Source organism: Flavobacterium nitrogenifigens, from assembly GCF_003254565.1.
Taxonomy (GTDB): domain Bacteria; phylum Bacteroidota; class Bacteroidia; order Flavobacteriales; family Flavobacteriaceae; genus Flavobacterium; species Flavobacterium nitrogenifigens.
This window is the reverse complement of record NZ_QJRI01000180.1, coordinates 1-15212: the sequence shown is the minus strand read 5'-3', so window position 1 is coordinate 15212 and position 15212 is coordinate 1. Positions and strand designations below refer to the sequence as shown.

Annotated in this window: 8 protein-coding genes; 7 read left to right on the top strand and 1 reads right to left on the bottom strand. The window is 34.1% G+C overall.

From position 1 onward, the window contains the following. Positions 1–118 precede the first annotated feature (118 nt). Complete coding sequence (locus DM397_RS18680; RefSeq protein WP_111378981.1) at positions 119–868, bottom strand: DeoR/GlpR family DNA-binding transcription regulator; 750 nt, start codon at positions 866–868, stop codon at positions 119–121. Between the two features lie 251 nt (positions 869–1119). Here DM397_RS18680 and DM397_RS18675 point away from each other — a divergent pair, with 251 nt between their 5' ends. The 7 genes from DM397_RS18675 to DM397_RS18645 all read left to right on the top strand — a co-directional run bounded on the left by DM397_RS18675 (position 1120) and on the right by DM397_RS18645 (position 15040). Continuing rightward, positions 1120–4404, top strand: a complete 3285-nt coding sequence (locus DM397_RS18675) for a SusC/RagA family TonB-linked outer membrane protein (RefSeq protein WP_111378980.1) — start codon at positions 1120–1122, stop codon at positions 4402–4404. 33 nt (positions 4405–4437) lie between these two features. Beyond that, entirely contained in the window at positions 4438–6171 is a 1734-nt protein-coding gene (locus DM397_RS18670) for a RagB/SusD family nutrient uptake outer membrane protein (protein WP_111378979.1), read from the top strand. Between the two features lie 255 nt (positions 6172–6426). After that, a complete protein-coding gene (locus DM397_RS18665; RefSeq protein ID WP_111378978.1) occupies positions 6427–7629 on the top strand; it encodes an exo-beta-N-acetylmuramidase NamZ family protein in 1203 nt (400 codons plus the stop codon). Between the two features lie 296 nt (positions 7630–7925). Continuing rightward, positions 7926–8753, top strand: a complete 828-nt coding sequence (gene murQ / locus DM397_RS18660; RefSeq protein WP_111378977.1) for an N-acetylmuramic acid 6-phosphate etherase — start codon at positions 7926–7928, stop codon at positions 8751–8753. Positions 8754–9105: 352 nt separating this feature from the next. Further along, positions 9106–10614 (top strand): sodium:solute symporter, encoded by a 1509-nt coding sequence (locus DM397_RS18655; protein WP_111378976.1) that lies wholly within the window; start codon positions 9106–9108, stop codon positions 10612–10614. Positions 10615–10688: 74 nt separating this feature from the next. Next, entirely contained in the window at positions 10689–13685 is a 2997-nt protein-coding gene (locus DM397_RS18650) for a glycoside hydrolase family 3 N-terminal domain-containing protein (protein WP_111378975.1), read from the top strand. A gap of 83 nt (positions 13686–13768) precedes the next feature. Continuing rightward, positions 13769–15040, top strand: coding sequence for an acyltransferase family protein (locus DM397_RS18645; RefSeq protein WP_111378974.1), 1272 nt, complete (start codon positions 13769–13771; stop codon positions 15038–15040). Positions 15041–15212 lie beyond the last annotated feature (172 nt).

The window sequence follows — 15212 nt, the reverse complement described above, 5'->3', positions numbered from 1 at the left end:
ATTAGTTTTAACAAATATAGATACAAAAAGCATACAAATACATTATTTTGCGTTTTTTAACATAATAAAATTAAAATAACGCAACAAAACGCAAAAAATATACTAACTAAGTTTAACGTTATAAGATAAAGACTCCAGATTTTCTATATTCATCTAGTTTTTCATCTTCTGGATCTAATTCTGTTACAATCGTATCCAATTGCGTAAGATCACATACACCATGAGGCATTTTGGTATTTAATTTATTTGAGGCAAACATTGAAACCACTCTATCAGAAGCTTCTATCATTGCTTTTTTGACAATTGAGATTTCGTAACCTACTTCTGTAAGGCCTTGCTTGATATTAATGCTGCTGGCACCAATGAAACAAATATCGGCTTTAATTTTTGACACCACCTGAATCACATCCATACCAATAGTTACCATTGCGTTTTTCTGCATTTTTCCACCAATAAAAATCAAATCGATATTGGGGTGCTGAGACAACTGCATGGCTATCGGTAAACTATACGTATATATTGTAGCTTTCAAATCGGCTGGAATTAACTTTGCAAAAACCAGATTGGTGCTTCCTCCACTCATTATAATAACCTGATCGTCATGAAGAAGAGACAATGCTTTTGTTACGATTTGTTTCTTCTGTTCTTCTGCCGTTATTGCAATATCAAAGACATTTGCGGATTTTTCTTTAACCTGAACCGCGCCGCCATATACTTTCTCTAACAGCTTTTTACTATCCAATTCATTCAAATCTCTTCTTATGGTATCTTCAGACAAATCGAGAGCCAAAGCTAAATCTGTGGTAACAACTTTTTGGTCTTCAATAAGTTTAGTCATTATGTATTTATGTCTTTCGGCCTTCAGCATATTTTTTTTAAAAGTTAAAGTTCATCGCAAATATATCAAATATTTCATTCCATATCAGAAAAGAGTCTAAAAACTGCAAAATCATGCATCTACAAGGTTCTTAAAATAAATTCAATAAATATTTTTTCCTTAAAACTTGCGTTTTTTTGCGTTTTTCAAAATTTTTTTCGAAAAAAAACAGTAAATAATGCATTTATACGCAATAAATAGATATATTTGCTCAACAACAACCATAAAAAACCAGATTAATCATGAAAAAATTACTCTTTATTTCAGTGTTGTTTTTGTGCATTCAAGCAGCATTTGGACAAGCAAAAACGGTTACTGGAACTGTAAAAAACAAGAAGGATGGCTTTCCTCTTCCTGGAGTTAGTGTCCTTATTCAAGGAACATCAAATGGCACAACTACAGATTTTGATGGAAACTACAGCATTAGTGTTGCTCCTGGACGAAGCCTTAGCTTTAGCTACATGGGTTTTGAAACTGCAGTAGTAAAAGTTGAAGGACAGCAGAAAATCAACATTGATATGTCAGAAAGTGCTGCAAAGTTAGATGAAGTAGTTGTAGTGGGATTCTCTTCACAAAAGAAAGCAAATCTTACTGGTGCAGTTGCTAAAGTTGATGTTAAAAAAGCTTTAGGAAGCATTCCTGTTACAGATATTACAAAAGGTTTACAGGGAACTACTCCAGGACTTAATATTACTTATAATTCTGGTAGTATCGGTAAACAATCAAAAATTAATATTCGTGGAGCAGGAACTATTGTAAACGGAGAAGTTTCAGGATCGCCACTTATTTTAGTTGATGGTGTTCCAGGTGACCTTTCTTTATTAAATGCAGAAGATGTAGAATCGATGTCTGTCCTTAAAGATGCAGCCTCTGCTTCTATTTATGGTGCACGTGCAGCATTTGGAGTTATATTAGTTACCACTAAAAGCGGTAAAAATGCAAAAGGCAAAGTACGATTTGCTTATAGCGTAAATACTGGTATTAGCAACCCAATTTCTTTGATTCAATTTAATGATCCTACACTAGAGCTTCCTGCAATGATCGAGGCACAAGCTAGAGCGGGCAATGCCAATCCAGAGTCTTTTGGTATGAACTACAAAACGTTATTGCCAGGTATTATTAACTGGAAGGAAAAATATGCTGCAACAAGAGATCCTAATAATAAAAACATGATTTTAGGAGAGGATTTTGACGTGATTGGAGGTAGAGAATATTTTTATAGAATCTGGAATCCGCATGATGAAATGCTAAAAAAGAATTCTATACAAACGCTTCATAATTTATCAGCTCAAGGTTCTTTGGGAGAAAAAAGTTCGTTTATTGTTTCGTTAGGTCTTGCTAATCAAGATGGTGTAATGAAAATTAATACCGAAACCAATCAAAGATTCAGTCTTAATATGGGTATGACTACTCAATTAACAAATTGGCTTACTGGAGATTTTAAAGTATTGGGAACTTTCCAAGAATATAATTCTCCTTTTAACTACTATAACAATGGTGTTGATACGGCTGGAAATGGATATTTTGGATACTACATGCGTTGGGGTTCTTACTTCCCTTATGGTACTTACAATGGTACCTATTTCAGACATGCGCCAGGTTATATGGCAAACGCATCTCAAAATGAAAATAAGTCAAATGATATGAGGATAAGCGGAAAACTTACTGCTCAAATTACAAAAGACTTTAATCTTATTGGAGAATACAGTATCAATTCAAATTTTTCAAGCCTTAAAATGAATGGTGGTCAAGTGCCACTTTGGGACTGGTGGACAAGTGCTGCAGACTTAGTTGCGGGCAAACCGACATCTATGGAAACTGGAAACGATTTTGTTGCGCAAGCCAAAACATCTTACACTAGAAATGTAGCCAATATTTATGCAAATTATACCAAAACATTAGGTGAAAACCATAACTTTAAAGTATTAGGAGGTTTAAACACTGAGTGGTACGATCAAGAAAGAACCTATGCTCGTAGAAATACACTTTTAGACAAAACCAAACCAGAGTTTAATCTAGCTATTGGTGATCAATTTACTGCTCCTCTTGTGGCTAATGACATCTTAAATCCTGGTTTATCAAGATACGCTATTGCTGGATTCTTTGCACGTGTGAATTATGACTACAAAGGAAAATATCTTTTGGAAGTAAACGGACGTTATGACGGTTCGTCAAAATTCCCTACAAATGAGCAATGGGGATTCTTCCCTTCTGCTTCTGTTGGATACAGAATTTCGGAAGAAGCTTTCATGGAAGGTACAAAAAGCTGGTTAAATGATTTGAAAATTAGAGGATCTGTTGGTTCAATTGGAAATCAGAATATTGCGAACAATGCCTTTTTACCTGTTATGACTAATGTTACTACTAACCCTAACCCTTATTGGATAGGAAGTGGTTCAACCATTCCTCCTACTGTGAATCAGCCATCAAATGTTGATCCAAATTTAACTTGGGAAAAAGTAACTACTCAGGATATTGGTATCGATATTCGTATCTTCAATATGCTTGGATTAACTTTTGACTATTATCAGAGAGACACCAAAGGAATGTTGGCTCCAGGTAAAACACTTCCAGGCTCATTTGGTCAGGCTGCTGCCAATACAAACTCAGGAAATTTAAGAACAAAAGGTTGGGAGCTTGCTCTTAACTTTAACAAACAAATAAACCAAAACATTAGCGTTTATGCAGATCTTACCCTTTCAGACAATACTACTGAAGTAACAGAATGGAACAACTCTGCTAAACTGATCTCTACTTCATCTTTTTATGCAGGTCAAAAATTGGGTGAAATCTGGGGATTAGAAACAGATCGTTTGATTCAAACTACAGATCAAATTGATGCAACTGGATTAATCGTAAATGGTGTTGATTATAAAAACATTAGAACAGGTGCTTTTAAATTTGGCGCTGGAGATGTAATGTATAAAGATTTAGATGGAGATGGTGTAATCTCAAGAGGAGATGGAACAGCTCTTAAACCGGGAGATTTAAAAGTTATTGGTAATACAACTCCTCGTTACCAATATGGTATTCGTTTAGGAAGTGCTTTATACGGATTTGACATTGATGCCTTCTTTCAAGGAGTTGGTAAACGTGAATACTGGGCAACTTCTGATTTAGTATTGCCATTCTACAATAGAACAGATGCGATGTATGTAAACCAGAATGATTACTGGACACCAGAAAACACAGATGCGTATTTCCCTAATCCGTACCCTGGACATTCTGCTAATGCTTTTGGAACTTATGCTCCTGGATCTAACAACTTTGTGGCACAGTCACGTTATTTATTAGATATGTCTTATTTACGTTTAAAATCAGTAACGATTGGATATACTTTTCCTAAAAGCATTACCGAAAAAATCGGAATCGATAAAATTAGACCGTACGTTTCTGGCTTAAACTTAGCAACTTGGAAAAGCAGTAAATTGCCAGTAGATCCTGAGATTAATGAAACTGAAGCGGCATGGGGAAGAACTTTCCCTTATTCTAAAACGATATCATTTGGTATTCAGCTTGCTTTCTAAAAAAGATATTTAAAATTTAAAAAATTAATCAAAATGAGAAAATATATAACAAACTCTAGGATAAAACTAACAGTTGCCTTGTTTGCTATTGCAAGTGTTACAGTTAGCTGTTCAGATTTTTTGGACACACCACCTGAAGATGTTTTTACAGATGACAATTTTTGGACTTCAGAAAATAACGTAAAAACATTCTCTTGGTTGAACTACAATACCTTTAACGGGTATGGAAATAATGCAGGTACTACAGCTGACTTCTACTTTCATGCAGGAACTGGGTTAATAGATGACAACCTAGCTAATAACGTTTTTACAAACTTCCCAACAGCTCCAAATGCAACTAACTCAAACTGGAATGAATATTACACTTTGATTCGTCGTTGCAATCTTATGTTAGCAAGAGTTCCAAATGTTCCTATGGATCAGACAAAGAAAAATCACTACATAGGTGTTGCTAAGTTTTTTAGAGCTCACACTTATTTCCGTTTGGCACAACAGTTTGGAAATGTGCCATATACAGACCAATATTTGGCTCAAAACGATCCAAATGTCTACAAACCTGCTTTATCTAGAGCAGAAGTAATAGACAATGTAATTAAAGACTTAGAAGAAGCAATTCCGTTGTTACTAAATGTTGATGATAACAATGTAACTGTAAATAAATATACTGCTTATGCATTATTAAGCCGAGTATGTTTGGGTGAAGGTACTTACAGAAAATACAATTTGGCTCAAAATGGAAATGCGTACCTTCAGAAAGCTAAAGACGCCTCTTTAGCCGTAATGAATAACAGCTCTTACAAATTAAACACAGATTGGAAATCACTTTATAACTCTGTTGAATTATTAGGAAATTCTGAAGTAATCTTAACAAAAAGATACATCAAAGGTGTTTTAGGAAATGGAATCCAAGCCTACACTAATACATCTACAGTTCAAAACGGATTAACAAAATTTGCTGCAGAAAGCTATGTAACTACTAACGGATTGCCTATTAAACAAACTGGTAATGCAGAATATTTGGGAGATAACACTATCGAGAATACTTTTGCTAACAGAGATCCAAGATTTGCCAAAGCTTTCAGCACAGCAGATTACGCTTACTCCGATAAACCTTATAATGGTTTAACATCTATAACAGGTTATGTATTCCAATTGTATAATAATCCTGCTACAACAGGCACAGAGGTTACCACAATTGGACAAAATCAAATTGATGCTCCAGTTTTCACACTAAGCGAAGTTTATTTGAACTATGCTGAAGCATGTGCAGAATTAGGTACAATCACTACGGCTGATTTAAATTTATCACTTAACAAAGTTCGTACACGTGCTGGAATTGCAACTTTGACTACAGATGGAGCAAATGCATCTGCTAATGGCGTACAGATAGATGATCCGCAAAGAACAACTGCATTAGAACAAATTTCAGGAATTGTTAATCCAATTTTATGGGAGATTCGCCGTGAGCGCAGAATCGAGTTTATGGCTTGGACTACAATGAGAAAAGAAGATCTTATGCGTTGGAAAAAAGGAGATTATTTGGATACCAATTCTAATCCAGATATTGTCTTAGGAGCTAGAATAATTTCTTTAATAGGAACCAACTCTAAAACAAAAGTAAATGCGCAAGGATATGTAATTCCTTATGCAGCTGGTGTGTCAAGATTATTTGTATCGCCAAAAAATTATTTAAGTGCAATTCCAACAAATGACATTAATTTATACGCTGCCGAAGGTGTAGAATTAAAACAAAATCCAGGCTGGTAATTCAGTAAAAACTAAAATACCACATCTAATACAACTGCCTCCGACGTGAGACTTTTCGGAGGCAGTATTTTAAAATACTCTTTTTAGACGCATTGTGACCAATAAAAAGACCAAATAGAAAAATTAATCCTGATTCATGCAGGTTATATCTTGTTAGTTTTTAGATTCCCCAAATCTGCCAAAAACATTCATATACTCCGATAAAATAGTAATTTTATTAGTCCAATTCGTCTTTAACTAATAACTGTATTTAAAATGATAAAATTTATAGCAAAAAGTGCTTTTGTTACAGCATTTCTGTTTCATGCTACGTCATATTCGGCAAACATTCAGCCAAATAAAACCATTATTTCGGCAGAAATCAATAACGCTGTTATAAAAACGGGAGCTGACAATTACGAAAAATATCTTCCGCTATTAAAAGATAAAAAAGTCGGAATTGTAACCAACCAGACTGGAATTTTATCCAACAAAACCCATGTGGTTGATTTTCTATTGGAGAAAAAAATTGCTGTTCAGACAATTTTTGCTCCTGAACATGGATTTAGAGGAACAGCCGACGCCGGCGAACATGTTGTTGATGGAAAAGATCCGAAAACAGGCTTGCCAATTATTTCGCTTTATGGCGACAACAAAAAGCCAAAACCAGCGCAGTTATCTGGAATTGATGTCATGATTTTTGACCTGCAAGATGTAGGAGCACGATTCTATACCTACATTTCTTCTTTACATTATGTAATGGAGGCTTGTGCAGAAAATAACGTTCCGCTTATTGTTTTTGATCGTCCAAACCCAAACGGCTCTATTGTTGACGGCCCACTTTTAGAAAAAGAATTTACCAGTTTTGTTGGTATGCACCCTATTCCACTCCTGCACGGAATGACAATAGGCGAATATGCTCAAATGGTAAATGGAGAAAAATGGCTGAAAGATGGCGCTCAATGTAAACTAACCGTTATTCCTTGCGTAGATTACAGCAGAACAATGCCATACAGTTTATTGGTAAAACCGTCTCCAAATTTGCCAAATGACCAGTCTATAAATTTATACGCAAGTTTATGTCTTTTTGAAGGAACAAATGTGAGTATGGGACGCGGAACTGAAAAACAATTTCAAATCTACGGTTCTCCATATTTAACCAAAACCAATTTCAGTTTTACTCCGAAACCAAATTTTGGTGCAAAAGATCCTTTATACAACGGAAAAGAATGTTTTGGTGAAGATTTGACTGCTTACCCAAAATTGAAACAATTAGAGCTGAAATGGCTTATTAAAGCGTATCAGAATACGAGCGATAAAACAAAATTCTTCAATGCCTTTTTTACCAAACTGGCTGGAACAAAAAAATTACAGCAGCAAATTGAAAGCGGCGTTTCTGAAGCGCAAATAAGAAAAACTTGGCAGAAAGACCTAGAAGCTTTCAAAAAAATACGAACAAAATATCTGATTTATAAATAATATTTCTAATTCAGTTCTCTTAGACTTAATTTTTTAAACACTAGAAACATAGACTTTGATAGACCTACAAAAAAGCGTTCCATTAGCATAAACACACACATATATATTGCTAGCAGAAATGTAGTTCTCTTTGGTTTGTTTTTTTAAAGATTGGTTACCTTTTTAAACAAAAATCAAAACCTGTGTTTCTATGTTTTAAAATTAAATTCCATTCTAAACAAAAACAGCAAACTATTAATGTAAAATGAGATTCTGAAATTGAAAAATTTTAGTTTCAAAAATCAAAAAAAAGAAAAATGAAAAATAAAAATCCTGAAACTGAACAAGAATCTTTGTACAAAGACTTGGATCAAATGAGCGTGAAAGAACTTCTTACAAACATTAATACAGAAGACAAAAAGGTTCCGCATATTATTGAAGAACAGATTCCTAAAATAGAAAAATTGGTTAAGGCCATTGTCAAAAAAATGCAGCTGGGCGGAAGATTATTTTATATCGGAGCCGGAACTTCTGGAAGAATCGGAATTTTAGATGCATCTGAATGTCCCCCAACTTTTGGTGTTTCGCATGATATGATTATCGGAATTATTGCCGGCGGAGACACTGCGATCAGAAAAGCAGTAGAAAATGCAGAAGATGATACAGAACAAGCATGGAAAGATTTGGCAAAATTCGAAATTTCAAGCTTAGATATGATTATCGGAATCGCTGCTTCTGGCAATACGCCATACGTTTTAGGAGCCCTTAAAAAAGCTAAAGAACACAATATTAAAACAGGAAGTATTTCGTGCATCAGTAACGGACTAATCGCTCAAGAAGCTGATTACCCGATTGAATTGATCGTAGGTCCTGAGTTCTTAACAGGAAGTACGAGAATGAAAGCAGGAACAGCTCAAAAATTAACCCTGAATATGATTTCTACTTCGGTAATGATCAAACTAGGAAAAGTAAAAGGCAATAAAATGGTTGATATGCAGTTATCTAACGAAAAATTGGTTAAACGTGGTATCAAGATGATTATGGAAGAACTTGCCATTGAATATGAAGTTGCCGAAGAATTGCTGCATAAACATAAAAGCGTAAGAGGTGTACTTCTAGCTCACAACAAAAACCAGGAAAACTAAAAACATACTATCAAAATCTTTTTATAGATTTATACAAATTCAAAAGCTGAATAAAATCATTTTTTGGAGTTTTTAACACCGACCTGACAGACTAAAATCCGTCAGGTCAATTAAAAAACAGCTTCTAGTTTATATTTAACACATAGAAACATAGTTCCGAGGCTTCAGGATTGCGTCAAAAAAAGAAAATAAAAGAAACTAGTTTCCACACATAGTATAGCCTATGTTTATTTAAATTAGTGAAACGCCTTTTTTAAAATTTTGAAAAAAAACTATGTTCCTATGTGTTAAAATAACTGCAGCCAATAGCTTTAAATAATTCATAAAAACCAAAAATTACCAAAACTATAAAATGACACCAAGTACCATCCTTCTCCTTATTATCATTTATTTCGGAACATTATTCTATATATCACACAGAGTCAGCAAGAAAGACAGCGGAAATGAAGCTTTTTTTACTGCCAATAAAAATTCAAAATGGTATTTAGTGGCTTTCGGAATGATTGGAACTGCTCTTTCTGGAGTAACCTTTATTTCTGTTCCTGGAGAAGTTGGCGCACCAAGTGGTGAACAATTTAAATATTTTCAGTTTGTTTTAGGAAATGCGCTTGGATTTATCGTCATTACAAAGCTTTTACTGCCTTTATATTATCGAATGAATCTGACTTCGATTTATGGATATATCGAGCAAAGAATGGGCTTTTTCAGTTATAAAACAGCGGCTTCAATTTTCTTAATCAGCCGAACTATTAGTTCTGCTTTTAGATTGTATTTAGTGGTAATCGTTTTACAGCGTTTTGTCTTCGATTTTTATCATATTCCTTTTGCATTTACCGTTTTAATTTCGCTGCTTTTAATCTTCTCTTATACTTACAGAGGCGGATTAAAAACGATTATTATTACAGATACGTTACAGACATTCTTTTTGGTTACTTCTGTTTTTCTTACTATTTATTTCATTTGTGATAGAATGGATTTAAGTGCCATCAGCGCATTTGAAGAAGTAAAAAACAGTAATTATTCTAAGATTTTTTTCTTTGATGATTTTATGGGAAGTAAATTCCATTTCATAAAACAAATTCTGGGCGGAATGTTCGTAACCATTGCTATGACTGGTCTAGATCAAGATTTAATGCAAAAAAACTTGAGCTGTAAAAACATTGGCGAAGCACAGAAAAACATGTTCACTTTTACAGGAATATTTGTTATCATTAATATTTTCTTTTTGAGCGTTGGAGCGTTGCTATATATCTATGCAAACAAAAACGGAATCGCTGTTCCAACCGATTTAGTTACCGGAAAACCAAGAACCGATTTGCTTTTCCCTGAAATTGCATTAAATCATTTAGCGCTTGTTCCTGCAATTGTATTTTTACTGGGAATTATTGCTGCCACTTTTGCAACTACCGATTCTGCCTTAACAGCCTTAACGACTTCTTTTTGTGTTGACTTTTTAGGTATGGACAAAGCAGAAAACAGCCATAAGAAAAACACGGTAAGAATTAGACATTTAGTACATATCAGTTTTTCTATTTTAATCTTTTTTATCATCCTGATTTTTAACTCAATCAATGATAGTTCAGTCGTAGGAATGATCTTTAAAGTTGCTTCGTATACCTACGGTCCATTATTAGGATTATATGCTTTTGGTTTATTCCAAAAATCGAGACATGTAAACGACAAATTAGTTCCTTTTATCTGTTTGCTTTCTCCATTATTTACCTATTTCATCAATGAATATTCTAAAGTTTTATTCGCAGGATATGTTTTTGATAATGAGTTAATTATACTAAACGGATTAATTACTTATTTAGGATTATTTATAACCAGTTCACGCAGTGAGAAAGAAATAAGTTTCTAATTCAGCTTAATACTATTGATGAATCAATTTGAATTTAAATGCATTAAACTCAAACTGATTCTTAAAAAAATGATATGAAAAATCCATTTATAAAAATCAGTTTATACGCCGCTTTTATATTTTTAATTACCAATTGCGCATCCAAAAAAAATAATGGAGCAACAGAGGATAAAAAGGATATTCCTTTAAAAGATACTGTTGTTTACGTACAAAAAAACACTTCAGAGAAAAAAACCTTCTTTAAAGATTCTGATAAAGAAACGGCTTGGGTTGACAGCATTTACAGTAAAATGACGGTACAGGAAAAAATCGGGCAATTGTTTATGGTTTCTGCCTATTCCAACAAAGATTCTGTACACGTTAATCAGATTAGTAAATTGATTGAAGATTATAAAATAGGAAACGTTATTTTCTTCCAAGGCGGACCAGTTCGTCAGGCGAAATTAACCAACTTATATCAGTCAAAAGCAAAAGTTCCTTTGATGATCGGAATCGATGCCGAATGGGGATTAGCCATGCGATTGGACTCTACATACCGCTATCCTTGGAATATGACTTTGGGCGCAATTCAGGATTTAAGTTTAATTGAAAATGTGGGAAGAAATATGGCAGCCGAAAACAAACGAATAGGCGTTCATTTCAATTTTGCACCAGTTTTAGATATTAACACCAATCCGAAAAACCCAATTATTGGAAACCGTTCTTTTGGCGAAGATAAAGTCAATGTAACCGAAAAAGCCCTTGCTTTAATGAAAGGAATACAAGGAAATGGCGTTTTCTGTACTGGAAAACACTTTCCTGGACATGGCGATACTTCAACAGATTCACATCATGCTTTGCCTACCGTTAATTTTTCTAAAGAACGAATGGAATTAGTCGAACTATATCCGTACAAAAAGTTATTCGATGAAGGTTTAGCTTCTGTGATGGTCGCGCATCTTAATATTCCGAGTTTAGAATCGCAACCAAATTGTCCATCTTCGGCTTCTTATAATGTGGTAACCAATCTGCTTCAAAAAGAATTAGGTTTTAATGGCTTAATTTTTACAGACGGTCTGGCGATGAAAGGTGCTGCCAATTTTAAAGGCCCTGGAGATTTAGAAATCGCTGTTATTTTAGCCGGAAACGATATTTTGCTTTGTCCAGAAAATGTACCAGTTGCTTTCCAGAAATTAGAAGAGGCTTACAATACGCAAGTAATTACCGAAGAACGATTAGCACATTCGGTTAAAAAAATTCTTCATTTTAAATACAAAGCAGGACTGAACAAATACAAACCGATTGATTTAAATAATTTGTATAATGATTTGAATCCGTCGCAAAATGATGCTTTACATTATAAACTGTATGAAAATGCCATTACGGTTTTAAAAAATGAAAAAGAAATTCTTCCGATAAAAGATTTAAGCGAAAAAATTGCTTACATAAAATTGGGCGAAGATACCAACAGCGCTTTTGTTTCAACATTAAAAAAATATACTGAAATCACCGAAGTGAAAGACACCAATCTGGACAGTCTAAACAAAGAACTGAAAAAATTTGACAAGGTAATTATCAGCTATCATAAAGTAAATAAGGCTTGGGAAAAACAAGAATTTACATTACAAGAAATGCTTTGGTTAAAAGAAATTGCAAAACACAACAATGTAATTCTAGACATTTTTGCAAAACCATATTCGTTATTGTCTATTAATAATTTTGATGATATTGAAGGATTGGTAGTTTCTTATCAGAACTCAGATATCAGTCAGGTTGTTTCGGCAGGATTGCTTTTTGGTGCTATTGAAGCCAAAGGAAAACTACCTGTTTCAATTAATGATGCTTTCCATGTAAATGATGGTTTAACTACCGAAAAACTAAATCGTCTGGCATTTACAGCTCCAGAAAATGTAAATATGAATCCGGCAATTCTATCCAAAATTGATGTTGTAGCACAAAAAGCTATCGATGGTAAAATGGCACCAGGAATGCAGGTTTTAGTTGCTCGAAAAGGAAACGTTATTTTCCAAAAATCGTACGGAGCGCAAACTTACGATAACGGAAAAAAAGTCACAGATACCGATTTATACGATGTGGCTTCAATTTCAAAAATGATTTCGACATTGCCAAATGTGATGCAATTGTACGATAAAAACAAAGTAGAGCTAGATACCAAACTGAAAGATATGTTGCCTTTTTTTGCCAAAACAAACAAAGAAAACATCACTTTCAAAGATCTATTAAATCATTACGCAGGACTTCAGGCATGGATTCCGTTTTACAAAGCAACATTAGACAGTAATAATAAACCTTCACAAAAATACTATCGAAAAATAGCCGAAAATGGTTTTACAACAAAAGTAGCCGACAGTCTTTATATTCGAAATGATTATCATGACACGATTATGAAAATCATTGCTGAAAGTCCTGTAGCTCTAAAAAAAGAATATAAATACAGTGATTTTACTTTCATCATTTTAAAAGAATATTTAGAAAGAAAAACACATAAAAAACTAGAAGACCTAAGTAAAGAAAACTTCTTCAGTTCATTAGGAATGAATAATACGCTTTACAATCCTTTAGATAAATTCGACAAAAGCAATATTGCCCCAACCGAAATTGACAACTATTTCAGACATCAAGTTATTCAAGGTTATGTACACGACATGGCGGCCGCAATGGAAGGCGGAGTTGCAGGTCACGCAGGAATTTTTTCTAATGCGATGGATGTTGCCAAAATGATGCAGTTGTTTTTACAAAAAGGAAATTACGGCGGCATTCAATATTTTTCTCCACAGACTTTTGATGCTTTTAATACGTGTTATTACAAAAATCAAGGTGTTCTAAGAGGTTTAGGATTTGACAAAAGAGTACACAAAGGCGGACCAACTTGCGACTGTGTTTCTGAAGCAAGTTTTGGACACACAGGTTTTACAGGCAACATGGCGTGGACAGATCCAGAAACCGAAATTGTGTATGTGTTCCTATCCAATAGAACGTATCCAGAAGTAGTAAATGACGAAAACAAATTAGCCAAAGGAAAAATCAGAGAAGAAATTCAACAAATTATTCAGGATGCAATTATAAGATAAATTCCAAATTTTAAATTCCAAATTCCAAACTATAAACTCCAAACCATCAACCATAAACAATAAACTATAAACTATCAAACCCAATGACAAAAGAACGTTTAACTTCACTCGATGTCTTTAGAGGATTTACGATTCTCTTAATGACGATTGTCAATAATCCGGGAAGCTGGTCATCTATTTATCCGCCCCTAGAACACGCCGAATGGCATGGTTGTACGCCTACTGATCTAGTTTTCCCGTTTTTTGTTTTTATAATGGGAACTGCAATTCCGTTTGCAATGCCTGTAAAACATTTTGACGGAAGTGTTTTCAATAAAATTTTAGTTCGCTCGCTTAGAATATTCTGTTTAGGATTATTTTTAAGCGTTTTCAGCAGAATCCATTTATTTGGCTTAGAAGGAATCCCGTTATTAGGATTGCGATTAGTAATTGCCTTTGCGGTTGCTTATGCCCTTTTAGGAAACTTTTCAATGAAAGTCAAAACCATTCTTGCCGTTGGAGTATTTCTGATTTTGATTTCACTCTCATTTAGCGGACTTGAACATTTTGAAGACACGAGAATCCCCGGCGTTTTACAGCGAATTGCGATTGTCTATTTCTTTACTTCTATTTTGTATTTAAAAACTAATTTGAAAACACAGCTTTTAGTTTTAGCTACACTTTTAATTGGATATTGGCTTGTAATGGCTTTTGTTCCCGTTCCTGGATTTGGTCCTGCTAATTTTGACAAAGGAACCAATCTTGCCGCTTGGATAGACGATACACTTTTAAACGGTCATTTATGGGCATCGTCTAAAACTTGGGATCCAGAAGGAATCTTGAGCACTTTACCGGCCATTGGAACTGGAATTTTAGGAATGTACATTGGTCAGCTGTTAAACTTATCTGTTGATAAAATGGAAATCGTAAAAAAGACCGCCATTGCAGGAACTGCTTTAGTAATTGGAGGTTTGTTTTGGAACATCTTCTTCCCTATTAACAAATCACTTTGGACAAGTTCTTATGTTTTATACACAGCTGGAATTGCTACAATTTGCTTAACGCTTTTGTATTATATAATTGACATTAAAGGACATAAAAAATGGACTAAATTATTCCTGATCTGGGGTGTAAATCCAATGATTGTGTTTTTCTTTTCTGGAATAATTCCGAGGGTTTTAAGCGGTATAAAAGTAGCCGATCCTGAAAAAGCTGGCGAAGAAATTGGCCTTCAAGCGTATATTTATAATCATGGAATTGTTCCTTGTTTTGAAAACCCATTAAATGCATCACTCGTTTATGCTTTATCTTATGCTGTTTTCTGGTCGTTTATCTTATGGATTTTTTACAAAAAGAAACTGATTTTTAAAGTGTAATTAAGATTATAATAATTACCGCAACGAGTTATAATTTAATATTCCGTAGGAATATCTGGTTGGTAGAAAAAGAATATGTCATTTTGCATTGTGTTCCAGAGGAACACCTGGTTTTATAAACAGGATTCTCTTTTATAAATCAAACGTTCCTACGGAACGTATAACCGCAATT

Excerpts from the sequence above, each read along its gene's own strand:
- DM397_RS18675 (WP_111378980.1), top strand. The coding sequence starts at position 1,120 with ATGAAAAAATTACTCTTTATTTCAGTGTTGTTTTTGTGCATTCAAGCA.
- DM397_RS18655 (WP_111378976.1), top strand. The coding sequence starts at position 9,106 with ATGACACCAAGTACCATCCTTCTCCTTATTATCATTTATTTCGGAACA.
- DM397_RS18645 (WP_111378974.1), top strand. The coding sequence starts at position 13,769 with ATGACAAAAGAACGTTTAACTTCACTCGATGTCTTTAGAGGATTTACG.
- DM397_RS18680 (WP_111378981.1), bottom strand. The coding sequence starts at position 868 with ATGCTGAAGGCCGAAAGACATAAATACATAATGACTAAACTTATTGAA.
- DM397_RS18650 (WP_111378975.1), top strand. The coding sequence starts at position 10,689 with ATGAAAAATCCATTTATAAAAATCAGTTTATACGCCGCTTTTATATTT.
- DM397_RS18670 (WP_111378979.1), top strand. The coding sequence starts at position 4,438 with ATGAGAAAATATATAACAAACTCTAGGATAAAACTAACAGTTGCCTTG.
- DM397_RS18665 (WP_111378978.1), top strand. The coding sequence starts at position 6,427 with ATGATAAAATTTATAGCAAAAAGTGCTTTTGTTACAGCATTTCTGTTT.
- murQ (WP_111378977.1), top strand. The coding sequence starts at position 7,926 with ATGAAAAATAAAAATCCTGAAACTGAACAAGAATCTTTGTACAAAGAC.